Source organism: Methanolobus sp. WCC4, from assembly GCF_038022665.1.
In the GTDB taxonomy this organism is placed as follows: domain Archaea; phylum Halobacteriota; class Methanosarcinia; order Methanosarcinales; family Methanosarcinaceae; genus Methanolobus.
Genome location: NZ_CP150629.1, coordinates 2,500,834 through 2,526,369 on the forward strand (window position 1 = coordinate 2,500,834; position 25,536 = coordinate 2,526,369).

Below are 25,536 nucleotides of genomic sequence, written 5' to 3' on the forward strand. Positions count from 1 at the left end.
AAAAGAGGACACAAAAGTGAGCACAATAAGGATGAAGGAATAATATTGAATTAAGAATATGTTTATATAATATATTATCAATAATATTATATAAATTGGCGGAAATAGATAGGTAGATACTAAGATGGAAAGCGTGATATAATGGAAAGAATGCCAACAGGAATAGCGAATCTGGACAAGAAGATCAGTGGTGGTTACCCGAAAGGAAAAGGTATACTTATCACCGGAGTTCCGGGTGCTGGCAAGACCATATTCGGATTACATTTTCTGCATAAGTCATGCATGGATGGTAAAAAGTGCGTAATGGTCGCAACTGAGGAAAGTCCTGAGGACCTGCTTGCACAAGCAGCTATGTTGGGGCTGGGTCTTGATTCATTTATTGAGAAAGGACTGCTGCAGATCAAACAGGTAATAGAGTTCAGGACAAGGGCTATTGCCAGAGAAGCCCGCATTGTTGATGACTTCAGCGATACGGAAATAGATATTATAGAGGAAGCGCACCTGGACAAATACATCAGACCGGACCAGGAAGGTTTCAACATAGAGGAAATAGACCTCATCGATCTTGTGAGACTCATACCCGAAGGGACAGAAGTAGCTGTGATCGACAACATAGGAGTCCTTTCATTTGGACTTAAACCAAAGGAATTCAGGGACAAGTTCGACACTATTAACAGATTACTGGCAAAGCAGGAGACGAGCACGCTCTACATAATGGATGAAGCTGCCTATGAGATGACACACAAGATAGCAGACTATTCGACCTATGGTTCAGTAAAGCTCATGGTAAAGGAGAACCCTTACACAGGTAAGAATGAAAGGTTCCTCAGCATACCAAAGATGCGGAGTACGAAAATATCACTTGATATCAATGTATTCGACATAACTTCTGCAGGTATAACCCTGAAAGGCTCCAAGGCCAAGATTGTAGAGATCTGATCTGCGAGATCAGATTCCGATATTTTTTCAATTGTCGTTGTTTACCCATAGCAGAAGCTCTGGATATAGAAAGTGGAAAGAGGGTAGACAGTAATGCCATCACATATATATAATAAAAAAAATAATATATAATTAAACTATCAATTAGTCTTCACCATCCAGCATAAAAAACGAAATAACGAGGTACAAAGGAGTTTTTACCATTACAACTGCTACTGATCACAAGATCCTCATCGTCGATGATGAGATAATGAACATCGAATTACTTAAAGCATATCTTGAAGATAAATACGCTGTTGTCAGTGCTACCAATGGAAATGAGGCACTTCAGCTTGTCCCTGAAGAAAGACCGGACGTGATACTTCTTGATGTAATGATGCCGGACATCAATGGGTATCAGGTATGCGAACAATTAAAGGCAGACCCTGCAACACAGTTCATTCCTGTGATAATGGTCACTGCACTTTCCGGAAGGGATGACTGGATAGCCGGAATAGAGGCTGGTGCTGATGAGTTCCTCACAAAACCAGTGAACAAGATGGAACTGCTCACACGCATAAACTCATTGCTTAAACTGAAGAAGATGCATTATGACCTTATGGCCGAGAGGGACAAACTGGGGCTGCAGAACAAGATCAGGTCCGTGCTCACACAGATAATCCCTGCTCTGCTTAAAACACTGCCTCCAGAGCAGAAAAGTGTCGTCATACACCAGATGATCGATATGGTAGTGGAGTCTATTCTTGAGAATACTGACCCTGAGAGTGACATCGTTGGTGTTGAGTGCGTGGGCGATATCTGCTGCCAGATAATAAACCAGCTTGGAGCAGAGTTCGAAACAGAGACAAAACCCGATGGCAACACCATTTGTACGATACAGGGACACACCTGCCCATGGGGAAAAGAAGAAGCCCAGATGAACCCGATACTCTGTACCCTTTCACGAGGGATATTTGCCAGAATACTGGACATCTATGGACAGGATATGGAAGTTGACGTGCTCGAGACCATGGGTAATGGAGACGAGCAGTGCGTATTCCAATTGAATAAGATGGATTACTGAATCAGATCCAGTATCCTTATTGCGAGATGAGCTGCGTTGGCACCATTGTCAACGCCCACACTTGCCACCGGTACACCTGGAGGCATCTGTGCTGTTGAAAGAAGAGCATCAAGGCCCATCATCTTTGCACTTACAGGTACTCCTATGACCGGTTTCTTTGTCTTTGATGCTATGACACCCGGCAGCGCAGCAGAGAGACCTGCTATGGCAATGTATACTTTTGCTTCATCCCTGGCAACATACTCTTCAAGTTTTTCAGGGTCCCTGTGAGCGGAGATGACCTGTACGTCATAAGAATAATCGGTACCATCAAGCACACCTGTTACCCTGTTCGCTATCGCACGGTCTGATTCCGAGCCCATTACTATTGCAATATCTACCATTTTACCTCCTAAGGAAGATTTCCTTCACCACGTAATTCATGTTGACGTTCTATATTCATTTCGATCAGTATCTTGAATATCTCTTTCACGGCAGAGATATCAAGGTTCATTTCTACAGCAGCATCTGCTGCACGATCAAGTACCACCGAATTCTGAGAAGGATCATTAATGCTGATCTCCTCTTTCTTCTTGGCCTCCAGTACCTTCGCAGCCATACCAACCCTTTTATGAATAAGCTGCATGATCTCGCTATCGATCAGTTCAATTTCCTGACGTACTTCATTGATAGTGGACATGTGTTCCTCGTGCATTTCTATGAGCTATATAATTATGTATACAGGCCATTTTATGCTTTATATTAAGATCCATTCAATTATGACGGATCAGATGAATATCATATTATGCCAGCACCGTTATTATCTACCCGGGTACTTATCACATTTCCGCTTATACCAAGGTCATTCCATGCATCCTCCAGCTCACCTGCCTGTTGTTCATTGACAAGTGCAACATATGAAGGGCCTGTGCCCGAAAGTGTGACTCCCGTTACTCCCAGTTCCAGCGCACGCATCAGGAACTCGGTATCGAAACCAAGGGCACTGCAATACAGGAAACCGTTCTGTGTCATTGCTTTCTCATACTCACCCTGCATGGAAAGTTCATAGGCAATGTCCACCCATGGAGCTATGAGCCTTGAGCGTGAGACATCCGTACCGGAGCTGAAAGACCTCTCATCAGGGGCAAATATCAGCACATTGTACTCCTGTTCCGTTCTTTTAAGGAGCTTCATTCCCTTATTATCCGTTACAACGAAGCCTCCGTAGAAAGAGGCACAGGCATCATCAAGAGCTCCTGTTATGGTCACGCCTGCATCAAGAGCAGCCTGAACGCCTATCTTCACAGATTCGAAGGGGTCGAGTTCCTCGCCTATAGCCGAAAGTGTTGCAAGTACGGATGCATTGGCTGCAGCACTGCTGCTTTTAAGGCCGCTTGCAAGTGGAACTTCAGATCTTGTAGTGACCGTTCCCCCCATCTCAACACCGAAATGATCGAGCACATAGGAGACAGAGTTCTCTATCAGAGTGGTATCGGCATCAGGTATGCCTTCAATGAGACCACTTATACCAGATACATCTTCGCTGAGTTCTACATCTGCGAATGTTTTCAGATCGATCCCAAAAGCCGCACCCTTCCATGTGGCTATTGCATTGATAACTGTACCTGCACCAAGTGCATAGGCACTTCCCTTTAAGACCATTGAGATATCCCTTTAGATTTCTGGGTCCGCAAAAGGCTGCAAACCTTACTGTAGACCTTTATACTTACCCATACCAGTACTATATACTATTAAAGAATAATGTTTAAAAGAATGAGAATAGGAAATAACCTATTATGATGAAATTCAATTAGCTTTTGGAGATAATATCAGATCCTTTAGTCTGTTGTAGCAATTCCGATATTTCTTGATCAGCTCAGGAGAATGCAGCTTTTCACTACCATCCATACAATTGTTCACCTTTTCCAGATATCTGTCATTTTCACCGGACATGAGCTCAAGGAAGAAATTGCTGTTCCTGAAATCCATTAGTGTATCATCCAGTATACCTTCACATGAACCATAGAACATGAGGATACCATTTGATACGGGACCATAGAACTTGATCCTCTCATATGTTTCCTTCTTCATATGCTGTGGCGACCTGTAGGTATTGACATCCTGAACTGTCACAAGTACATTGAAATCCTTGCTTTTCTTCAAACCTGGCGGGATCGTCTCCGGAAAAAGAACTTTTGGTTTTATACCCATCTGCTCGAGATCGGATAACAGACTATCAGAACCATGGTCTTCCATTACAAGAAGATGATCGATCGTCCCGTCCTCTGCCAGCAGCTCCACTATCTCTTTTTCAAATTCAGTACATCCTATAATACTCATCAAAGGCATATTCCCATCTCCTCACTAGCAATAAGCGGATCAGGGCCGAAGATACATACTGTATATAATACTGCATATAATACTGCACTGATACAGATAATCAAAAGCCCAAATATAATTCCCCATATATAGTGGGGTATGTATTAGTATATAAATTAACCGAAATACCGGGTCTTTATAAAAAAGATATTCCTGACAGTACCTTATCCAACTAAAGTATCTGCCTTAAAGATACGAATACCGGCAACTGGTTCAAACGATAATTTTATAACAAATACGTGTCACTATAATTACAATTCTTTGGTCCATGGGACTCGAAGATAATTTGAATATAGTGACGCGATCATTGAGGATCAAGATTGATAGCAGTCTATCCTGAAAGGCTGATGCCTGATGGAAGGATCTGTTGAAAAAGGCGTATTCATGCCCGCAAACATAGGGTGCTTGATCGGTAAATGTTCTTTAGTGGCCTCAGTTATAACTGATATCTGCAACACATTCTGCAGAACCGCTGCGATCTTTCACAAGACATCGACCTGGAAGCATTTGTATCCATAGGCAGGATTACGGAGAAGATCAAATGAACGAAGTAGTGTTTGGAGTAAAAGACGACAAGCAACTGGAATACACTCCTGAGAAGTGTATCGGTTGTGGAACGTGCGTAATGGCATGTCCTAAAGGTTCATTAGTTATCGGTTCAGTGGGAGCCGTGGCAAGAGGACTCATAGACAAAGATTTCCTTGAGAACCAGACAGAGCTCTGCATTGTATGCGGAATCTGTGCAAAGACATGTCCAACAGGTGCACTCGAAATGAAACAGGCCGGTGAGTCTGTAAATGATAACAGTTACATAAGTTCTGCACTTAAAGACACAACCGTCAATGACAATTGTGTCCACTGTGGACTTTGCGAACAGATATGTCCGCAGGGATGCATTGAAGTGAAACAGTGGCTTGCAAATGACGGAAGTGCAACTGTAGACGGTGAGACAAAGATCGACACCGAGTGTTGCATACACTGTGGATGGTGTGCAGAGGTATGCCCTGCTGAAGCCATCAGTGTCGAAAAACCATTCGAAGGTACATGGTTCAGGGATGAGGATACCTGTACCGCATGCCGCAGTTGTGTAGACACATGTCCATGTAATGCACTTTTCAACCCAGACTGGGAAGCCGGCGAAAGAGTTGACAAGGTAGCACAGCGTGCTGATGCATGTATATACTGTGGTGCATGTGACATGGCATGTCCTGTCGATGCTATCACTGTAACAAAGACAGCAATTGTTCCTGAAGTAGAGAAGAAGGCACTCCTTGAGAAGAAACTGCTCAATGCAGAGATGAAGAGACCAACACTTACATCCACACTTGTCATCGACGAAGATGCATGTCTTGGATGCGGTAACTGTGTTATTGTCTGTCCGGTGAACGCAACTGATGAAGAGGTAGCAGCAGGATATCTGAACGAAGTGGATGCCAAGAAGATCCTTGAAGTGAGGAACGGTGTGGCACAGGTCGTTGACCAGGACCTCTGTGGTTCTGACGGTGCATGTGCTATGATCTGCCCTGTAGGTGCGATCACACTTGAGACTAGAGAGGTATAAAAATGGCAGGAACTATTGCAATCAAGAACGGTTATGTTTACGATCCGCTCAACGACATTAACGGCGAAATGATGGACATTTTCATCCAGGACGGAAAGGTCGTCACAGAACTTTCCGGCGCAGGCATGAAAGATGTCAAGGAGATCGATGCAAAGGGCAAGACAGTTATGCCCGGTGGTGTTGATTCACACTCCCACGTAGCAGGAGCAAAGGTCAACGTCGGTAGGATGATGAGGCCAGAGGACCACTACAAACACTACCAGAAGAAGACCCCTCTTACACACTCCGGCTGTGGATACAGTGTACCTTCAGTATACCTTGGAGGATACGAGTACTCAAAGATGGGATACACAACCGTCTTCGAGGCAGCTGTCCCACCAATGGAAGCACGCCACACACACGAGGAAATGCGCTCAACCCCTATGCTCGACATGGGCGGATATCTTGTACTCGGTAACAACTGGTTCCTTATGAGATACTTCAAGGAAGGAGATCTCGACAAGGCAGCAGCATATATCTCATGGATGATGAGGACCCACAAGACCTACGGTATCAAATGTGTCAACCCTGCCGGTGTAGAGAACTGGGGATGGGGAGAGAACGTAGGAGCACTTGATCAGGAGAACATCCACTTCGAGATCACACCTGAAGATATCATAAAGTCCCTCACAGAGCTCAATGAGAAGCTCGGTATCCCAATGCCAGTGCACCTGCACGCAAACAACCTCGGTCACCCAGGATGCTGGGAGATCACAAGGGACTCACTCAAGATACCAAAGAACGTCAGGGCAAAGCCAAACACAGACGTCGAGTGGGCAGAGACAAAGAAGAACGCAAAGAGGCATGAATCCGTTTACCTTACACACTGCCAGTTCAATGCTTTCGGCGGCACATCATGGAGAGACTTCGAGTCCGGTGTTAAGGGAATCACCGACTATGTCAACAGTGTCGATCACGTCGTAATGGACAGTGGTTGTGTGCCATTCGGTGACGCAACAGTAATGACCGGTGACGGTCCTGCTATCCACGACCTCTACATGCTTACAGGCCACAAGTGGTCCAACACAGATGTAGAGTGTGAATGTGGATCTGGTGTACTCCCATTCGAATACCTGAAGGGCAACCCTGTACACAGTGTACAGTGGGCAATGGGTCTTGAGGTACTTCTCTACGTAAAGGACGCATGGAAGAGCATCATGACAACCGACAGTCCAAATGGTGGACCATTCACAAAGTACCCACAGGTAATTGCATGGCTCATGTCCAACAAGGCAAGACAGGATACCATTGAAGAATGCCACAAGTGGGCACAGGACAGATCAGGTATCGGTGGCGAGACAAGGGAAATGGATCTCTTTGAGATCGCAACCATCACCCGTGCAAACCCTGCAAGGACCATTGGTATGTCATACAGGAAGGGTACCCTTGGTATCGGTGCTGACGGTGACGTCGCTATCTATGATATCGATCCAAAGAGCCTCGAGGTCAACGACTACGAGAGCATCATAAGAGGATTCGAGAACGCTGCATACACCATCAAGGCAGGAGAGGTCGTCTCCCAGATGGGTGAGATCGTAGCGATCCCTGAGAAGAACACATTCTACTCCGACATCGCAGTCGATGATGAAGCAGAACAGAGCATGCTCAAGGATGTCAAGAAGTGGTTCAAGTACTACACACTTGGTTTCGAAAGATACCCAACACCTGACAAGTACCTGGCAAACCCAACACCTATCCAGGTAAATGCGGAGAAGTGATTCTAATGGCAGATGTAACTTTAAAACCAATAGGGAATTTCGACCTTACTGTTGAGGCAGAGGTTGTCACACCTGACAACTTTGCCGGAAAAAGTGCTGATGAGATAGGTAAATTACTCGTCTGGCAGGGTCCTGCAGAGTACCCACTTTCCGACTATTTCTCAGTCGAAGGTAATGGAGGAAGCTCAGCAGAGGACACCACCATCATTGTAGATGGAGATATCCCAAGAGTAAAGCGCATAGGACAGGAAATGACAGCCGGTAAGGTCCTCATCAAGGGCAGTGCAGGAATGCACATGGGTTCAGCAATGAGCGGCGGCGAGATCATTATCGAAGGCGACGCAGACTCATGGGTAGGAATGGAAATGTCAGGCGGCTCCATTCACATCAAGGGTAACACAAAGGACCACCTCGGCTCCGCATACCGTGGTAGCTGGAAGGGTATGACCGGCGGACGTATCACCGTAGACGGTGACGCAGTAAGCCAGGTAGGCGGCGGTCTCAGCGGTGGCGAGATCATCATCGGCGGCAGTGTAAAGCACTTCTGCGGTATCCGCATAAGCAGCGGTCTGATCTATGTGAAAGGAAACGCTTTCAGGACCGTTGGAGCAGAGATGACCGGTGGTACCATCGTTATCGGTGGATGCATTGAGAGATTCACACCAGGATTTACATTGGAAGATGTTGAGTCCGATCTCAAATTCGGTGACATCGAATGCCCCGGAGAATACAAGAAGTTCACAGGCGACTATGCCATCCCACAGAAAGGAAAGGGAACAATGTACGTATCCTGTGACAGTAACGAGTGTCTGTGAGGTGTTTATTCATGGAAGCATTACTCAATACAGGAAGTACAATTGATGAAGGAAGACTTGCCAAAGGCGGCAACAAGTATTCCGACGATTACACAAAAGAATGTGCAGTCTGCTGGATGTGCGCAGAGGATTACACCAGCCTTGGATGCCCTGAGAAAGTAGCAGTGACATCAAGGGACGGAAAGCACACAATTGCAGTTCGCCCAAAGGTAACAGAGGCAATGAGATCAGGACAGGTATTCATACCAAGGTCCATCTGGGCTAATGTTGTCGTTGAGCCAGACACATTCTCAACAGGTTCACCACGCTATAAGGGAGCTCCTGTTACAGTAGAACCAACTGATGAAGAGGTACTCAGCGCCGAGGAAGTTGTCCTGAAGCTGTACATGGGAGGTGAATAATAATGGTCTTTAAGAACATCATCTGTCCAGTATGTGGAGGTTCATGTGACGACGTTCAGGTCGATCTTGATGTAGAGAACCGCACCATCGACGTTCAGAACGCATGTAAGATGGGTAACGCAAAGTTCCACGAAGTCGTGAGCTCACACAGGATCATGAAGCCAACCATCAGAGAGAACGGCAAGGTCAAGGACGTCAGCTGGGAAGAAGCACTTGAGATGTCAGCAGACATTCTCGTGAATGCAAAACGCCCAATGTTCTTCCTTGGAAGTGAGACATCCTGTGAAGCACAGGAAGTAGGTCTTCACATTGCTGAATATCTTGGTGCACCTGCAGACTCCAACGCAACCATCTGCCACGGACCAACTGTCATGGGTATCCAGGAATCCGGTATGGTAGGAGCTACCGCCGGTCAGGCAAAGAACAGGGCAGACATGATCGTATACTGGGGTGTCAATGCTCTGGAGTCCATGCCAAGGCACATGTCCAAATATGGTGTGTTCCCAAGAGGTTACTGGACTAAGAGAGGAAGGTTCGACAGGACAATGATCACAGTGGACCCAAGGGTAACCCCTACCGCTGCTGCAGCAGACCTTCACCTTCAGCTTAACCCAAGTTCAGACTACGAACTTCTCAGCGCACTGTTCACCATCCTCAACGGAAAGGAACCACACCCATCCGTTGAAGAGATCACAGGAATCCCGATCGCTTCAATGAAGCAGACAGTCGAGATGATGAAGGAAGCAAACTTCGTTGCTATCTACGTAGGTCTTGGTGTGTCATCATCATACGGTAAGCACAGGAACATTGAGATCGCACTGAACTTCGTCAAGGAGATGAACAACTACACCAAGTGTAACATCGGTGCTCTCAGAGGTCACTGTAACGTAGCAGGATTCAACCAGCTTGCATCCTACCTCTACGGTTACCCATTCGGTCTTGACTTTATGAAGGGATACCCAAGGTACAACCCTGGAGAGACCACCTGTGTGGACCTTCTCAGGGAGAAGGATGTTGATGCAGCATTCATCATGTCCGCCGATCTTGTGAACCACATTCCGGCAGATGCTGCAAAGTACCTCGCAGATATTCCAATGATCTGCCTCGACATTGCACCATGCCCATCAACAACAGCAGCAGATGTAGTTCTGCCTGGTGTCATTGATGCTATGGAATGTGACGGTACGTTCTACAGGCTCGACAATGTACCTGTATACTTCGAACCATTCACAGATTCCCCATTCCCTGAAACAAAGAGTAACGAGGACACCCTCAAGCAGCTCTTTGCAAAGGTAAAGGCAAAGAAGGAAGCATAAGCTTAAAACTAGAACTTCGATGTGGACGTTATCATAAGGGAAGGTTTTGCCTTTTCCGGGATAGCGTTCATATATCTACTTTTTTTGAAATCTTATAATTCTGCAGGAACTTGAGGAGCTTGCTCTGTGTATTTCTTACCTGTAAGGGATTCATAGAACCTGATACAAAAGTAGATAATACAGACATAGAAGACAAAACCATTATATCCCATAACCACCCTACTACCCCCGTTAGTAACACAAATACTATTGAGAATATTACTACATTTTACAAAGAAGGTTACATTATGAGTGAAAAAATCGGAATTTTAGCTATTGGACACGGCAGCAGATTACCATACAACAACCAGGTAGTCACAGAGATCGCTAACATGATCGCAGAGGCACATCCTGAGTACGTCGTAAAGGCAGGATTCATGGAGAACAGCGAGCCTACCGTAGAAGAGGCACTCATGTCCTTTGAAGGAACAGGAGTAACAACCATCGCTGCAGCACCAGTCTTCCTTGCATCCGGAATCCACATCACAAAGGATATCCCTGCGATCCTCAAGCTCGACCCTGAGACAAACGAAGGAGAGCTCGAACTTGACGGAAACAAGGTCAGGATCGTATACGCAAAGCCTCTTGGAAGCGACGAGCTCATTGCAGACCTCATCTTCAAGAGAGCACAGGAAGTCCTTTAAGCTGTGTCATTGACACAGTACTCTTTTTTAGCTTTATTATCCTGTTAGGGAATATTTCGTTTTATCTTGCAACAGGAATTGTTTAAGGATCTTGATTATGCAGGATCTATGTAAATTCCGTCTTTCAACTCGGCAATTTTCAATAACTGCATTATTTCACTAGTTTTCAGGATGTCAGTGAAGGAACGCACCGCCTGCGGCGGATGGTTGCACTGTTTTTTGTTTTTGGATAATCCTTTGTTGAGCTATCAGAAACACAAGAACAAATAACAAGTTTGCCAAATAGGAACTCATGAATAACTATGATCATCCCGAAGGGTCCGGCGAAGCCGGCACATTCCGAAAAGGTGAATAAGATAATTGGTTGACTGCAACTTATTTTCTACATACCGAGCACATAAAAACAGCGCTATTCCCCATAAGATCAATAATTGCGATAATGACAGACATACACAACCTTATGAGCCATTCAAATAAGAATCTCCTAATATCCCATATAGATTGCAAGTAAAGTCTGTCTCTTTTGCAAAGAGATATATACTTTCCTACTAATGATATTTTCAAAAAGAAGGTATACTATGAGTGAAAAAATTGGAATTCTGGCTATTGGGCACGGCAGCAAATTACCATATAACAATCAGGTAGTCACTTCGATCGCTAACATGATCGCAGAGAAGCATCCTGAATATATCATCAAGGTGGGCTTTGTAGAGCACAGTGAACCCAAGGTCAAAGAGGCACTAATGTCCTTTGAAGGTACAGGTGTGACAAAAATAGCTGCAGCTCCTATATTCATGGCATCGGGAGTACACCTCACCGAGGACATCCCCGAGTTCCTTGATCTTGACCCTGAGACAAACGAAGGAGAGGTCGAGTTCGACGGACAGAAGGTGAAGATCACCTATGCGAAGCCTCTTGGAAGTGACAGGCTTATTGCGGACCTCATCTTCAAGAGAGTTCAGGAAGCTCTTTAAGTTGTGCCATTGGCACAATCCCTTCTTTTCTTATTTTATTTGAGTCGATGAAAATACCCTGTTTTTAGTCATTGATGGAAAATACATGATCAAGGAACTGGAAAACTGTGAAATAGATGTCGTAATGGACATCTGGCTTAAGACCAATATCAGTTCACACAGCTTCATACCTGAAGAATACTGGATATCAAATTATAGTGTTGTCAAAGAGGAATATCTGCCGATATCTAAGACATTTGTCTATATAGAAGATAACGTGACCAGAGGCTTTATAGGCGTGATCGATGGCCATTTCATTGGTGCATTGTTCGTTCAGGAAGAGTATCAGGGGAAAGGGATCGGACAGAAACTACTGGACCATTGCAAGTCACTTTATTCAAATCTTGAACTGGGAGTCTACACAGAAAATAAAGTGGCTGTTGGATTTTACACGAAAAATGGTTTTATAGTAAAGAAAGAACAGCCCAATGAGGATTCAGGCTTTATGGAATATGTAATGTCATGGAAAAAAGAATTAAAAGCCATTGAATTCGACCAGAATGGAGGTAATGGCCTTTAATTCTTTAATGGGAAGCTCCACATGGACATTTGATCTCAGGCAACAATTCCAAACTGGTCCGATCTTGAACTGACAGCACTTTCTATTATGTCCGCAATATCATTGCGTGCAATATCAGTCACTGCTGCAAATACTGTCATTTTTCCATCTTCATTGGCTCCGATGCTGAGATATTCTATCTCTGGCCGATCCTGGTAGGAGGTAATACTGACCTTAAAAGCTACAGACCCCGTGTGAAGAAACATTTTAAGGTGTCCCAGGAATCGAGGGTTCAACATCATAACACTTTTCTTGATGCTTCCCATCAGCTCCAGAGCCATATGAGTCAGATGACCCAGCTCAGAGGAACTGCTTATAGAATAAGAATCTGCATAACTGCTCACATTGAAGTGATTGAACTCATCCGTTTCAGGAGTGCAGGAATCAGCGTGGAGTGATTTTTCTGATCTTGTGATCCCGTCGCTCATCCCCTGATCGTTATCCATCAGGTTTCTGAAAAGTGAGTCTGCAAAACCCATGAATGAACCATCATCCCACTTCAGTGACAGAGAATGAAGTTCAGCATCTGAATTTATCTCTTGTATGGTAGTTTCAAATTCAGACAATTTAGGTGTGCTTAACAGGTCTTTCTTGTTAAGCAGGACAATATCTGCATTCTCTATCTGTTTTGTAATTGAATCACCGGAGTGCTGCATCAGGTCTTCGAATTTACTGCCATCGATCACTCCTATTATCGGACCCATGCTGACCTCTGGTCCGAAATCCATCTTCTCGATCTGCTCTTTGATCCTTAGCGGAAATGCAACTCCTGTAGGTTCAATAAGGAGGATGTCAGGGTCATATTGTGCCTGCACCAGTGCTATATTTCCCTCGAGGGCATACTTCAGGGTACAACAGATGCAACCCCTGGGAATCTCCTTTGATTCCAGTCCATTCTCACTGATAACATGCCCGTCAACACCCACATCCCCAATGTCGTTCACAAGCACCGATACACTCAATCCTTTGTTCTGCAGGTATTTCCCTATCCTGATAACAGAAGTTGTTTTCCCACTACCAAGAAAACCACTGACAATAACTATTTTCATGTAATCCTCCTTACTGAATGATCAGGGTCGCTTAATGATCAAAGCAGACAGTCACTATCTCCTGTGCTGCAAGCGGTCAGGTCATGATCGTAGATATCATCCATGGCATCATCCTCTTCATGCAAATGCCTGTGCCCATGTCCATGGTGGTGGTCATGACTGTGATGATGATGGTCATCGTCATGATCGTGGTGATGGTCGTGATCATGAGGGTCATGAAGGCGCTGCGTTACCATGTCCCTGCTGGCAAATGACCTTTCAACATTTTCATCTACAAGGTGCACAAGATCGTCCTCATGCATGCCGGAAACAGCAGTCAGGATCTTAAATCTTGGACCGGAATGTACAGCTGTTTGTATTATATTGACTGCAGGTTCTTCAGAATGTGATGTTACACTTATTTTCACAGTTTCTGCTGAAGTTTCCAGGAACATTTTTAAATGGCCGACAAATTCAGGACTGAATCCAATGACCTCTGACTTAACGTTCCTGGCTATTTCCATAGCGATCTCCATTGCAAGCTCTGAATCAATATCTTTTTCCAGTATCCTGTAGTCGTTTGCATATGAAGCAAGTCCTGAACTTTCACTATCATAGTGTGTATGACGGTGTCCATGATCGTGGTGATCATCATGGTCGTGGTGGTCACCATGGTGATGATGTTCATCGTGACCATGTCCTGCTTCCTGCTGAATAATTTCTTCCGTATGCACCTGTTCAAAAGCAGCCTCTTTTTCAGCAATTTTTTCTGCAATGAGGTTAGGGACAATCATTTTCATTAATTTACTGAAACCTTTGTCCCCTTTATTTGAAGACATTTTGATGACCTTTGCTTCCGGATTCAACTGCTGGACCGATTCTTCAAGTATGGGAACTCTTATAGGTTCGATCAGATCGGTTTTATTAATGGCCAGTATTTCCGCATCCTCTATCTGCCTTAATGCATATACTTTGACCGACTTCATAATATCTTTGAACCGGCTGCCGTCTATAAGTGTGACAAGTGGTGCAACCCTTAACTTGTCCCTGAAGTCCATCAGTTCAAGTTCCTTTTTGATAAGATTTGGAAATGCGATCCCTGATGGTTCCACGAGAATATAATCGGGATTGTATGAGTTGTAAAGTTCGGTAAGCGTTGTTTTCATATTGATCTTCAGCGTGCAGCAGATGCATCCGTTCGTTATCTCTTTTGTATCAAGTCCGTATTTTGATATCAGGTCCCCGTCAATGCCTACCTCACCGACCTCGTTCACTATTATCGCAACCGTGTTACCCCTTTCAGCCAGTTCCTTGCCTACGTTGATCACTGTTGTTGTCTTTCCGCTTCCTAAAAAGCCTCCTATGATGATTGCCTCCATTTAATATCCTCCTTGAATGCAGTTAGAAAATAGTATCACGTTATACCATAAAAACGTTTTTATAAAGTTGGGTTATATCCAAAAATAGTACCAAATAAAGAGTGAATGATTATAAGAGCTATTGATAATGTTTTCATAAATCAATCAAAGAGAATAGAATGAAATAAGCTATAAAATATATATTGAAACATATACTTAAATGTAGTTTCCCCATAGAAACAGTATTTGTAGCGATAATATATTCAGAAACATAATTTTAAAAAGTAACTATATTTGCATGTATACCAATATAAGTTCTAAAAATACCTAAAAATACCCAGGAATATATCGCAGATACAAACTTGTTGAAAAGAGAAAGATGATCAGATTCAACTCAAAAACAAAATGACCACATATTTTATCCCATATGAGAGAATATTGAACTCCATAGAGATAATATCAATCAACCCGGTGGTCCACGAATGAAATGTGCATGTTGTGATGATAAAGAGTGCCGGCAGGGCAAGGACTGTGCTGACATAACCGACGGTATAGCCTATGAAGGTGAAGAACTCAGGTCCATGAGGACATCAGCTGCAATAGAAGCACGACACTACATGGAAAAGACAAGACTTGAAGAGATCATCCTGTACGCAAGGGACATGGGATATGAAAGACTTGGACTTGCTTTTTGTGTAGGTATGGAAAAGGAAGCGGAGGTCACACAGAAGATACTGGAGAAGCATTTCCAGGTGTTCTCTGTCTGCTGCAAGGTATCTGCAATAGATAAAGAGAACTACGGACTGGAAAAACTGCATCCGGAATCCTTTGACCCTACATGTAACCCCATAGGCCAGGCAATGATCCTTGAGAAGAAAGGAACACAACTCAATATCATCATCGGACTCTGCATCGGGCACGATATTCTGTTCACCCAGCATTCTTCCGCCCCTGTGACCACTTTCATTGTAAAGGACAGGGTGCTTGCCCATAATCCTGCAGGAGGCATCTATTCAGGCTATTACCTGAAAAAGAGATTCGGGATTGATGAATGAAACGAGGCCTTATGATGAGACTAACCATTGTTTATGATAATGAAGCAGGAGAAGGCCTGCAAAAAGGATGGGGATTCTCCTGCCTGATAGGAACTGAGGATAACAACATCCTCTTCGATACAGGATGGGATGGTAATATGCTTCTTGCCAATATGAAGAAATTATCCATTGATCCTGCAAGTATCGATACACTTGTCCTTTCCCACCAGCACTGGGACCACATCGGGGGTGTGCCGACCTTTTTAGCCAGTAACCCGGACATCGATGTGTACGCACCATCCTCATTTTCATCCAGGCTGAAAAGAGAGATAGCATCAAGGATCACCGGAAAGCTTTACGGAGTGAAGGATCCCGGCGAGATCTGCAAAGATGTCTACACTACGGGGGAACTCGGTAAAGAGATAAAAGAACAGTCACTTATTCTCAGGTCGGGAAACGGCCTTTACATAGTTACAGGCTGTGCACATCCCGGACTTTTATCCATAACAGAAGCTGCATCCCTTTTTGGAAAGATATCCGGAATAATCGGTGGTTTGCACGACAGTCAGGAATACGGGGTGTTCAAAGACATGGAACTGATAGGAGCAGGACATTGCACATCACATAAGGATGTCATCAGGAAAATGTATCCGAAAGGTTTTGTGAATATATCTGCCGGATATTCCATTGAACTCTAATATTCTGGATCAAAGCAAAAAAGAGAATTATCCAGCACCTTAAAGGTGCTGAACTCAAAAGAGAATTATCAGCAGGCGTAAGAGCCGAACATTGACTTTGCAGAATCAACAAGATCAGCGAGCATGTTAACAGGAATACTCATTATCATTTCCTCATCCTGTATCTCTGTGTATTTTCTGCTTCCGCTGCAACCAATTGTTACTCCTGCCTCACCTGTAAGGTATGGATATGAAACACCATCTGCACATACACTCTGCTTACCTGCAAAGCCTGAATTGACACGTCCACCGGGTTTGTGGAGCAATGCCTGCGAGAGTTCCATGATTGTCTTTGGTTTTGCGATAACAAGGACCACATCAGGCATGAAGGTAGCCTTCTCAAGAGGAGCGTAGATAACAGCTCTGATGGTATTTGCCTTGACCATTGGCACTTTGTCCATGGTGGCCTTCGCAGATTCGAGTGTGTTGAAGTGATTGAGGTTGTAATATACCTCTCCGGACTTCAGTTTTGGGCTCATCTCGGTCAGACCCATCACAGCAGCACCACCCTTGCACATCTGGTCCTCAAGTGTGGCATAGAACTGGGTTCCAAGTCTTCTGACATTGTCGACCATCTGACAGTGTCTTGTGGTATCACCAATATGTGGGATGTCCGCAGGGATCTCCTCGTCGGACTTGACAAGGTGGACAGCGACAGGAGAGGTGTTAATGTTGAGTACTTCTTTAAGCTCTTCGCCTAATCTCTGAATATCTTCTGTGTTCATAACGAAAGTCTCCTTATTAGAAAAAGAATCGTTTTTCGTGTGTGCATATAGTATGCACAACTGCTATATCAAGCTTACTATCAATCAGGAAGAAAACGCCATACTGCGCCATATTTTGTTCACATCGTTAACATGCCGGTAAAAGTAAAGATGAGACGTATCATTATAAAAGGAACAAAGGCAGGAACCCACCTTACTCATCAGGATATATCTTCAATAATTCATTGTAGAACTCGGTCAGTACCACTTTATAGACAATATAGACAGGGATAGCGAGTATCATACCCAGAGCACCCAGCATGTCTGCAAAAATAAGCGTGAGCAGGATGCTGAGCAAAGGATTCACTGCAACCTTGCCCGAGATCATATAGGGAATCAGATAGAGATTGTCCACAAGCTGGGCTATGATAACGGTGACCACTGCCAGCAATGCAGTAGTAGGACTTACAATGAAACCAACTATCACCGCAGGAATGGCACCAACCACCGGACCTATGTAGGGCACGATATTGAGCAGACCTGCAATGAATCCAAGGAAGAACCATCCATTGATACCTGCAAGATAGAAGCCTATGCAACATATCACCCCTACAATGACACTTTCAAGGATCTTGGCAGAGAAGTAATCACCGAGCCTTTTTCCGATATCGGATGCTGATGAACTGACACAGTCCTGATATTTCACAGGGAAGAATCCAATGAACTCATTGAGCATAGATTCCTTCTTCGAGAAATACAGGCGGAACATCATGGGTATGATAAGCAGACCTGTGAATAGGAAAAAGGACAGCTTTGATATCAATGAGGAGAAGAAACTGAATATATAGTCACCAATGGACCTCATGTCCTCCCCTGAGATTATAGGAGCGGCAGTTCCATTAGGTGCAGCCCCAGGAGTTCCTTCCATACCTTCAGGCATATCCCCATTTCCGGTGGGGCCTGTGAATGTAAAATAACCACCATACGTATCAAAAAGTGTCGTTATGCCTGATTCATACTCTTCCTGTGAGTTTACAAGGGAATTCATATCTGAGAGCTGACCCACCATTAACAAATACACCAGAAATACACCCAGAACCAAAAATGTCATGGCATATATCCTCCGGGTCCACAATGACCTGTGTCCGAAGCGTTCATTGAATTTCATAAGAATCCTGTCTGTCACAAGTACAAGGATGCTGCCAATAATAAGCACGATGAAGAGATCCTCAAAATGGAACAGCACCACAAAGAACACGCTCAGGAATGTAAAAACGATGAGCATTATGCTCCATACTCTGGAATTGGTAGTCAATGCCATACTTCATACCTGCAGGATCATTTAGCTACTTACTGGGTTTCTTTTTATAAATAGCTCTGTCATGGAACGCAGGACAGATGCCAATACGTCCTCTTCTTCGTTCTTTGATGTATCGGCATTTCCACCAAATCCATCATCATCTGATGAAGAGGGATCTGTTGCATCACCGCCCATGTCAATAACCACCACATCACCATCCTGGTCTTCACTGGCCTTACCTGTTATGGCAAAACTGCCAAACTCAGTGGTTGTTGAAACAAAGGTAAAGTTATGCCCATTCTCATCAATGACCCTGACAGGGAATGTTTTCCAGCCGGACCCATCAAACACGTTCAGTCTTACGGAATCAACCTCTATACCATTCTCATCGATCCATTCCGTATCCACGTGGAAAACGATACGTATGTCAGTCAATCTGTTCTCAAGAGCAAGGTTGCTGAGAACTATATTAGAATAAGAATATACAGCATCATCAGGGTTCTTCGATACAGAAGATGACCTGCCCTTCAGGACCTCGATGGTTGTTTTCACATAACCGGAGTTGACAGAGGAAACGAACTCAACAGAATCTATGGGGTTTGAACTCTCCGGGAATGTGTAGGATATGGTCTTGCCTTTGTTAACGATCTTCATCTGCACATCTTTCAACGCGATGTTCCCATAGTCCTCACCAGTGGACACAGAACCCGATGATCCACCGCTTCCGCCACTGCTTCCATCGGACATTATCTGTGAAGGCGTGGCCGTAGCCAGCCAGTACCATTGGCCTGATGCGGCCCCATTGACACTGGAAACATTGACTTTGATACTATAATTGCCTGTTTCTGAAATGTCAGGAGTATAACTTGAATAATTCACATCATTGTAAGTACTGATGAGTTCATCATCAAGGTACCAGAATATATCTGAAGTATTGCTCACATTCACTGTGAACTCCGGTCCACGGTCCAGTCTTGAGGTTATTACACCCTCATCAGGAGAGAAGGTTACATTGACCGACGCCGACACAGGTAGAATAAGCATGATCAAAATGAAAATGAACAGGAATGTACGATAATTTGTCATAAGAACACCTGAATGATTGTCAGGACCTATCATAGTTCTCTGAGGTCTCCCATTTAGCATTAAGCAGGTGGGATATGGTCTGAGAGAATTCCCCCGCGCTGGCCCATACAGCCGTAAGGTCGGTTTCCCCATCTTCCTCTTTCAGGATCTCTACGATGATCTCGCTGCCATCCACAACTATTACGAAGCTTTTGAGGTCCATGCATGTATCCCTTGCAGAATTCACTTTGACAGATGCAAGAGGGACCAGATCACAGAGCCTTCTTGCCTCTTCCTCGTCTGAACTGATGAACCTTACACTGACACATTCATCATTGATCTTCTTATTGAATATACCAGTGATCGTTGCATAGTCCTTTTTGAGGGAAGGGTACTGTTCTGCAAGTATACGGAAAGGTGTTGATGAACTCATTACCAGTATGTCCTTTTTAGCACCCCTGGCCATTTGTATGACCTTATCGGTGACGTTCCTGACACCTTTGATGGTCCAGACCGGGCCTTCATTCCTTTCACCAGTGGAAACACCATACATCCCCTTTAGCTCTGAGAGGACCGCAGCACATTCTCCCTCATAGTTAGTTTTTAGTTTTGCGATCGCTTCCTCAGGAGGAAGACATCTGTAACGCATCGGTTTTGTATTCTGGAATTCGATGATGCCTCTTTTTTCCAGTTTTTTAAGAGTACCATAGATAGCAGAATTAGGAACACCGGAATCAAGATGTAACGTTGATACCGTGGCACTTTCGTTCTTCACAAGAGCTGCATAGACCTTTGCTTCATATGATGTGAAACCGAGGTTCTGAAGAGATATAAAAAGAATGGAAATAGTATCTGCCTCCCACAAAAATAAGAAAGAAAGAGAAGAGGATCACTCTTCCTTTCCATTATTTCCTTCTTTATTAGCCATGAACTTCCTGACACCTACGAACGCAACAGCAAGTATCACTACAACCACCAGGATCCCGATATACTGGCCCATGCCTGATCCGGATGAACCCGCAGGAAGGGTCTCGGTCTGGATCTTAACGGTGTCTGATATCTGGCTGTGCCCATCGGTATCTTCGTACTTGATCTCACTGTTAATGGCATATACCTTTGATACAGCAGTTTCATCAACCTTCAGTCTGAATACTGCCTCTGCAGTCTCACCTGGTGCAATTGAACCAAGGAAGGACTGGTCATCGGTCGTGCTGAACGGATCATCAGCGCTTATCCTGACTGTAGCATCCTTCACAGCTTCTTCACCTGTATTCTTGTAAACTACACGCAGGAGTCCTTCACTGCCAGCTTCGAGTTCACCGGTAACATTGACAACTTCAAAATCAGCCTCTTCCTCTACAACAACAGTAAGGTCCTGCATCTGCTGACCGACCGCATACCATAGTCCGACTTCCATATTAGTGATACCAAGGTCCGTTTCGTTGTCACCGTCGATCTGGACATTCTCCTGATATCCATAATACAACTGCAGACTGAGTGGATACTCTCCGGCAGGTGCATTCTTCGATACTTCTATATTGAAGGCAACAGGACTTTCTGTCTGCTCACCGGATGCAAGGGTACCTGCTTCCTGTGGACCGGATTTCACCCTGACATTAGGGTCTTCGGATACAAGCATGGCAACGATACCGATAGCTGTTGTTCTCTGGGCCTCATAACCCATTTCTGTTTGCTGGATCTTCTGTTCAAGATCGGAGTTATCGTCTGCTTCATCGTCTGACTCAAACCCGGTCACAACACCTTTGTTCATAAGATTGACATTGAGAGTTACTTCGTCACCGCGTGAGAACTCATTGTCACCTATCAGGGTCGCGGTCACATCAGGACCACCATAGACAGTATAGTAGTTGTCATCGAAATTGAAGTACTCCGGAAGTTCCAGGTTCACTGTTGTCATTTCATCAGCATGCACCGGAAGTGCCATGAGCACCATCATCAGTATTGATGCTGTAACTATTCTTTTAATATTGATAACTTTCATAAGATCACTCCGATCGATCCTCTGATCTCTTTGATCTGTTCGATCCATTATTCCTTCTATTTTTGATAATCAGTACTATTCCCATAACCACAAGTCCTGCAATTGCAAGGCCTGTTATGTTAAGCTGGTTCTCAGGTTGTTTAAGGTCAACATTTACCTTCATATTCTCAGAAAAAGCGGTTTCACCGTCTTCATCAGTATATTTGATTTCACTGTCAAGACCATAGTTCTTTTCAACTGCCTGGAAATCAGAAGTAATATCAAATGATACGGTCCTGCTTTCACCAGGAAGCATCGTACCAATTGACCTCACTGACCTGTCGGTACTCAATGGTTCCATTACTATCAGTCTTGCAACTGCATCTTCTGCGGTAAGCTCACCAATATTCGTATAGGTTATATTGACAGTACCAGTGCTGCCTGCTGTCAGGTTCCCTGATACACTGCTTATATGGAATTTAGCTTCAGGCATGACTATGACAGGTATCTGGATGGTCTGTTCCACCGTTTCGTAATAGGTCGCATGGTCCAGATCCGGCATTCCAAGTCTGATGGACTCACCATCTGTCATTCTTACATCCTGTGCATATTCATAGTTCAGAGGCATTTCCAGAACATATACCCCTGCAGGAGCATTGTCCGAGATCGTGACCGTGAAGGTGAAAGGATCTTCGGACAGGTCGCCAGGAAGCAGTTCATCCAGTGTCTGACTGCTTGTAGCAGCATCTACCTCTATCAGGTCGGTGGAAGATACAAGACTTGCTTTTATCCCGTATGCTGTTGTTCTTTGAGTTTCATACTGTAACTCTGTGAGAGATACCTGATGATCGCCTTCAGAAGTACCGATGACCGTGTCGGCTTTGAAACCGTAAAGTACTCCTTTGTTGGATAGTACGACCTTTATCTGGGCGGTCTCACCACGGTCGAACTCTGTGTCTCCGAGAACCGAAGCATATAGGTCAGGCTCCCCGTAGGCCTTGTAGTAATTATTCGTATATTCGTAGGTAGGTGGCAGGTATTCCTTTGCAGCTACCGAAGGCATCAGCACAAAAGTAGCTGCGAGGAGAACACATACCACTAAGGGGATGATATACAATTTTGATCTGTTGATTTCTTTGATTGTGCCATTCATGCGGTTATAACCTCCGGAATGGTGTTTGATTCATGTGTATCGATTCTTTTGGAACTGTAACCTGCTGCCTGTGCTCTCCTTTTTTCCCTGAACTTATCAAGTGTGACAATAACAGGAGGGAATATCACAAATGTAGCCAGCAGAGCCAGGAATACATCTATAACTGTGATCAGTCCGAAATTGCTGGTGATGCTGAACGGCGATGCGATCAGTGCAGAGAAACCAAAGACCGTGGTTGCACCGGATGTAACGATAGCCTTTCCGATCTTCACACTGGCTTCCTCCATTGCCTGCTCGGGATCAGCACCCTTCTCCTTTTCCTCAAAATAACGCTCCATCATCAGGATGGCATATTCCGAACCCACACCAAGGATAAGTGCGCCAAGGGTCGCTGTCATCGGTGTGTACTCCAGACCGCTGATGTACATGAGACCTCCCGCCCAGCCTACTACCACCATCATGGTTATTACCGGGGTCAAAGCCTTCAAAAGGTCGCGATATATCACTAGCAGACCTGCAAATACCAGTACTATTCCAAGCATTGTCATCATGACCCTGCCGGATGTCAGAGCGGTTATCACTTCAACGAAGACGACGGAATTTCCGGTTATAGTTACTGAGGTTCCGGGAGGTGGTGCCATCCACAGTATATCCTCTTCCACCACATCGGTAAGTTCTCCGATACCCATAAGTCCAAGCTCGCTCATTGCATTGCCGATCTCCAGATTCACCAGGATTATGGAATTCCCGTGAAGATAACTGTCCCTCTGGGTCTCAGATAGCTGCTCATATACCATGGCAACTTCTGCCGAACTGTCAGGAATTGTACCTCCATTCCGGGCCTTGACCAGATCAACAATGCTGCTCGAGCCATAGATATTACTCCTTCCGTCCACTTCATGCTGCGAGAACTCATCGATCCACTCCAGCAGTTCAGGATCTGTGTTATCATCGGTCTTGATCAACAGGTTCAACTGATCCTGACCACCCAGGATATCGGCCATATGTGTCAGGTCTATCAACGCAGGAAGATCCTGAGGTACAAAGGTCTCAGTATCCGTCTGGATGGGGACCATGGTATCAGCGACAAGTCCGCCAACACAAAGGGAAGCTGCAACAGCGATGATCAGTACCGGATGATGCATTGAGAATGTAGATATGCCTTTGAGTGCCTTTTCCAGGAGATCAGGTCCTTTTTCAATGGTTTCATGAGAGGAGGCTTTTTTGTTAGAGGATGAACTTTTCAATCCAAGTTTTGCCAGGATATTCTTCTCCGAAAGCCTATGGAAACCATATAGTACTGTGACTCCCACGAATAATGAAGACAGGAAACACATCACAATTCCGATCATCAGGAGTTTTCCGAAATCCTGTATCATGGGGACAGTGGATGTAAGCAGTGAAATGAAACCAAGTGCTGTTATTATGAGTGCGATCAGTACTGCAGGACCGGTATGTTTGATGGTGTCGATAACTGCCTCTTCATCTGAATAGCCTTCTTCCAGTTCCTCTTCAATACGGTTATGGAACTGGATGGCATAATCTATACCAAGTCCGATAAGTACCGGGAAGGCGGACATGGAGACCATTGTCATGGGAATATCCAGATAACCCATGGCACCAAAGGTGAAAATGATACCAAGTATGACTATTGGAAGTGGAAGAAGTCTCCACCTTACATGCCTGAAGACAAGGTACAGAACGACTATCATGAGAAGAACGGAGATCATAAGCAAAGTACCCATACTGGTATTCATTGCCTCGTTCATCTCTACCATGAATGCAGGATCACCGGTCACGATCACAGTATAATCCCCGGGGAAATTGGCCAGCTCGATGGCAGTCCTGGTTTCCCTGAGGATCTCCTCTTTAGTATCATCAGAAGTTGTTGCTTCAACAACCACTGTCATTGTTGCATGAGTCTCATCGGGCATGAAATAGGTAGGGACCGATGAGCTGATGATCTCATCAATTACTGTCTCATCATCAGGGATCTCACTCCTTCCCGTCATCTGGTAATTTGCCTCTTTGATCACAGAAGATGGCGAAACTACCTGGATCACCCCGGGAATGTTGACCGTTGATCCGTATGCCCTGTCCATCGCCTTGAGAAGTTCAGGATTGGTTACATCACTGCCTTCTACCATTATTACGATGGATTCAGTACCAAAGAGATTCTGATAAAGGTGATCAAAATTCTGATATAGTTGAGAGTTCTTGTCTACAAAGGTATCAGTTCCTGATGCCATACCTATGTACTGGGCACCCTGAAATGATATTATCATGAAAAGCACAGTGATCAATACGATAGGTATCGTATTGTTCTCAATGAAAACACCCAGTTTTTCAAAGATATTTTTAATGTTTAACTCTCCTTATTCTTATTTTAATAATAAAACCCTTAACTAGTTGTTTTAATTGTGATATTGATATTTAAGGGTTTTACCCCTAAATAAACCGGGTAAAAGTGAAATATTTCCAGTAAATTGATTATAAGTGAAGTAGAAACGATGACCGAATTAGCCAAAAAAGCACAGCTGTAAATGGTATGGAGGTCATTTTTGAACATACATTTTTTTGCTATATTCAGAGGTACCTGACTATATATCGACATGTCTGTGTGCATGAACACATGTATGATATATAAATTCACCGATATGTGACTGCCGGATTATATAGAATTCAAATTGAACAGGAAAATTCGATCCATG

25 protein-coding genes are annotated in these 25,536 nt (G+C 44.4%); 12 read left to right on the top strand and 13 right to left on the bottom strand.

Annotated elements, in window-relative coordinates:
* Positions 1-141 precede the first annotated feature (141 nt).
* Positions 142-939 carry an ATPase domain-containing protein gene (locus V7O63_RS11780; RefSeq protein ID WP_340818747.1) on the top strand — a complete coding sequence of 266 codons (798 nt, stop codon included), beginning with the start codon at positions 142-144 and terminating at the stop codon, positions 937-939.
* 232 nt (positions 940-1,171) lie between these two features.
* Positions 1,172-2,002 carry a methanogen output domain 1-containing protein gene (locus tag V7O63_RS11785; protein WP_340820841.1) on the top strand — a complete coding sequence of 277 codons (831 nt, stop codon included), beginning with the start codon at positions 1,172-1,174 and terminating at the stop codon, positions 2,000-2,002.
* Here the strand turns inward: V7O63_RS11785 and V7O63_RS11790 are convergent.
* The 4 genes from V7O63_RS11790 to V7O63_RS11805 all read right to left on the bottom strand — a co-directional run bounded on the left by V7O63_RS11790 (position 1,996) and on the right by V7O63_RS11805 (position 4,330).
* Positions 1,996-2,385, bottom strand: coding sequence for an AIR carboxylase family protein (locus V7O63_RS11790; protein ID WP_340818748.1), 390 nt, complete (start codon positions 2,383-2,385; stop codon positions 1,996-1,998). The two genes, V7O63_RS11785 and V7O63_RS11790, sit on opposite strands and share 7 nt — an antisense overlap.
* An 8-nt stretch (positions 2,386-2,393) precedes the next feature.
* Complete coding sequence (locus V7O63_RS11795) at positions 2,394-2,681, bottom strand: chorismate mutase (protein ID WP_340820842.1); 288 nt, start codon at positions 2,679-2,681, stop codon at positions 2,394-2,396.
* A 98-nt stretch (positions 2,682-2,779) separates the two neighbouring features.
* On the bottom strand, positions 2,780-3,643 hold the full coding sequence (locus V7O63_RS11800; protein ID WP_340818749.1) for a shikimate kinase: 864 nt from the start codon (positions 3,641-3,643) through the stop codon (positions 2,780-2,782).
* Between the two features lie 144 nt (positions 3,644-3,787).
* Positions 3,788-4,330 carry a hypothetical protein gene (locus V7O63_RS11805; protein WP_340818750.1) on the bottom strand — a complete coding sequence of 181 codons (543 nt, stop codon included), beginning with the start codon at positions 4,328-4,330 and terminating at the stop codon, positions 3,788-3,790.
* Positions 4,331-4,901: 571 nt separating this feature from the next.
* Between V7O63_RS11805 and V7O63_RS11810 the strand changes: the two genes are divergently transcribed.
* The 8 genes from V7O63_RS11810 to V7O63_RS11845 all read left to right on the top strand — a co-directional run bounded on the left by V7O63_RS11810 (position 4,902) and on the right by V7O63_RS11845 (position 12,426).
* On the top strand, positions 4,902-5,921 hold the full coding sequence (locus V7O63_RS11810; RefSeq protein WP_340818751.1) for a 4Fe-4S binding protein: 1,020 nt from the start codon (positions 4,902-4,904) through the stop codon (positions 5,919-5,921).
* 2 nt (positions 5,922-5,923) lie between these two features.
* Positions 5,924-7,678, top strand: a complete 1,755-nt coding sequence (locus tag V7O63_RS11815; RefSeq protein ID WP_340818752.1) for a formylmethanofuran dehydrogenase subunit A — start codon at positions 5,924-5,926, stop codon at positions 7,676-7,678.
* 5 nt (positions 7,679-7,683) lie between these two features.
* Positions 7,684-8,493 carry a formylmethanofuran dehydrogenase subunit C gene (locus V7O63_RS11820; RefSeq protein WP_340818753.1) on the top strand — a complete coding sequence of 270 codons (810 nt, stop codon included), beginning with the start codon at positions 7,684-7,686 and terminating at the stop codon, positions 8,491-8,493.
* An 11-nt stretch (positions 8,494-8,504) separates the two neighbouring features.
* Entirely contained in the window at positions 8,505-8,894 is a 390-nt protein-coding gene (locus V7O63_RS11825; protein WP_340818755.1) for a molybdopterin dinucleotide binding domain-containing protein, read from the top strand.
* A 2-nt stretch (positions 8,895-8,896) separates the two neighbouring features.
* Positions 8,897-10,210, top strand: a complete 1,314-nt coding sequence (locus V7O63_RS11830) for a formylmethanofuran dehydrogenase subunit B (RefSeq protein WP_340818756.1) — start codon at positions 8,897-8,899, stop codon at positions 10,208-10,210.
* A gap of 287 nt (positions 10,211-10,497) precedes the next feature.
* A complete protein-coding gene (gene cfbA, locus V7O63_RS11835; protein ID WP_340818757.1) occupies positions 10,498-10,893 on the top strand; it encodes a sirohydrochlorin nickelochelatase in 396 nt (131 codons plus the stop codon).
* Positions 10,894-11,444: 551 nt separating this feature from the next.
* Entirely contained in the window at positions 11,445-11,867 is a 423-nt protein-coding gene (gene cfbA / locus V7O63_RS11840; RefSeq protein ID WP_340818758.1) for a sirohydrochlorin nickelochelatase, read from the top strand.
* An 85-nt stretch (positions 11,868-11,952) separates the two neighbouring features.
* The gene (locus V7O63_RS11845) at positions 11,953-12,426 is read left to right on the top strand and encodes an N-acetyltransferase (RefSeq protein ID WP_340818759.1); all 474 of its coding nucleotides are present in this window, start codon (positions 11,953-11,955) and stop codon (positions 12,424-12,426) included.
* A gap of 35 nt (positions 12,427-12,461) precedes the next feature.
* On the opposite strand, the gene V7O63_RS11850 is transcribed toward V7O63_RS11845, so the two are convergent.
* Both V7O63_RS11850 and V7O63_RS11855 read right to left on the bottom strand, forming a co-directional pair.
* Positions 12,462-13,514 (bottom strand): GTP-binding protein, encoded by a 1,053-nt coding sequence (locus V7O63_RS11850; protein WP_340818760.1) that lies wholly within the window; start codon positions 13,512-13,514, stop codon positions 12,462-12,464.
* Positions 13,515-13,552: 38 nt separating this feature from the next.
* On the bottom strand, positions 13,553-14,872 hold the full coding sequence (locus tag V7O63_RS11855; protein WP_340818761.1) for a GTP-binding protein: 1,320 nt from the start codon (positions 14,870-14,872) through the stop codon (positions 13,553-13,555).
* Between the two features lie 461 nt (positions 14,873-15,333).
* On the opposite strand from V7O63_RS11855, the gene V7O63_RS11860 reads away from it, so the two are divergent.
* Both V7O63_RS11860 and V7O63_RS11865 read left to right on the top strand, forming a co-directional pair.
* Positions 15,334-15,906, top strand: a complete 573-nt coding sequence (locus tag V7O63_RS11860) for a DUF1847 domain-containing protein (RefSeq protein WP_340818762.1) — start codon at positions 15,334-15,336, stop codon at positions 15,904-15,906.
* A gap of 11 nt (positions 15,907-15,917) precedes the next feature.
* Positions 15,918-16,583 carry an MBL fold metallo-hydrolase gene (locus V7O63_RS11865; protein WP_340818763.1) on the top strand — a complete coding sequence of 222 codons (666 nt, stop codon included), beginning with the start codon at positions 15,918-15,920 and terminating at the stop codon, positions 16,581-16,583.
* A gap of 68 nt (positions 16,584-16,651) precedes the next feature.
* On the opposite strand, the gene V7O63_RS11870 is transcribed toward V7O63_RS11865, so the two are convergent.
* The 7 genes from V7O63_RS11870 to V7O63_RS11900 form a co-directional block, all read right to left on the bottom strand.
* Positions 16,652-17,347 carry a DUF169 domain-containing protein gene (locus V7O63_RS11870; RefSeq protein WP_340818764.1) on the bottom strand — a complete coding sequence of 232 codons (696 nt, stop codon included), beginning with the start codon at positions 17,345-17,347 and terminating at the stop codon, positions 16,652-16,654.
* 193 nt (positions 17,348-17,540) lie between these two features.
* The gene (locus V7O63_RS11875; RefSeq protein ID WP_340818765.1) at positions 17,541-18,647 is read right to left on the bottom strand and encodes an AI-2E family transporter; all 1,107 of its coding nucleotides are present in this window, start codon (positions 18,645-18,647) and stop codon (positions 17,541-17,543) included.
* Between the two features lie 21 nt (positions 18,648-18,668).
* Complete coding sequence (locus V7O63_RS11880; RefSeq protein WP_340818766.1) at positions 18,669-19,712, bottom strand: PGF-pre-PGF domain-containing protein; 1,044 nt, start codon at positions 19,710-19,712, stop codon at positions 18,669-18,671.
* Positions 19,713-19,731: 19 nt separating this feature from the next.
* Entirely contained in the window at positions 19,732-20,556 is an 825-nt protein-coding gene (locus V7O63_RS11885) for a helix-turn-helix domain-containing protein (protein ID WP_340818767.1), read from the bottom strand.
* A gap of 24 nt (positions 20,557-20,580) precedes the next feature.
* A complete protein-coding gene (locus tag V7O63_RS11890) occupies positions 20,581-21,693 on the bottom strand; it encodes a hypothetical protein (protein WP_340818768.1) in 1,113 nt (370 codons plus the stop codon).
* A gap of 4 nt (positions 21,694-21,697) precedes the next feature.
* Positions 21,698-22,771 carry a hypothetical protein gene (locus V7O63_RS11895; protein ID WP_340818769.1) on the bottom strand — a complete coding sequence of 358 codons (1,074 nt, stop codon included), beginning with the start codon at positions 22,769-22,771 and terminating at the stop codon, positions 21,698-21,700.
* A 50-nt stretch (positions 22,772-22,821) separates the two neighbouring features.
* Positions 22,822-25,134 (bottom strand): RND family transporter, encoded by a 2,313-nt coding sequence (locus tag V7O63_RS11900; RefSeq protein ID WP_340820843.1) that lies wholly within the window; start codon positions 25,132-25,134, stop codon positions 22,822-22,824.
* Positions 25,135-25,536: the final 402 nt, after the last annotated feature.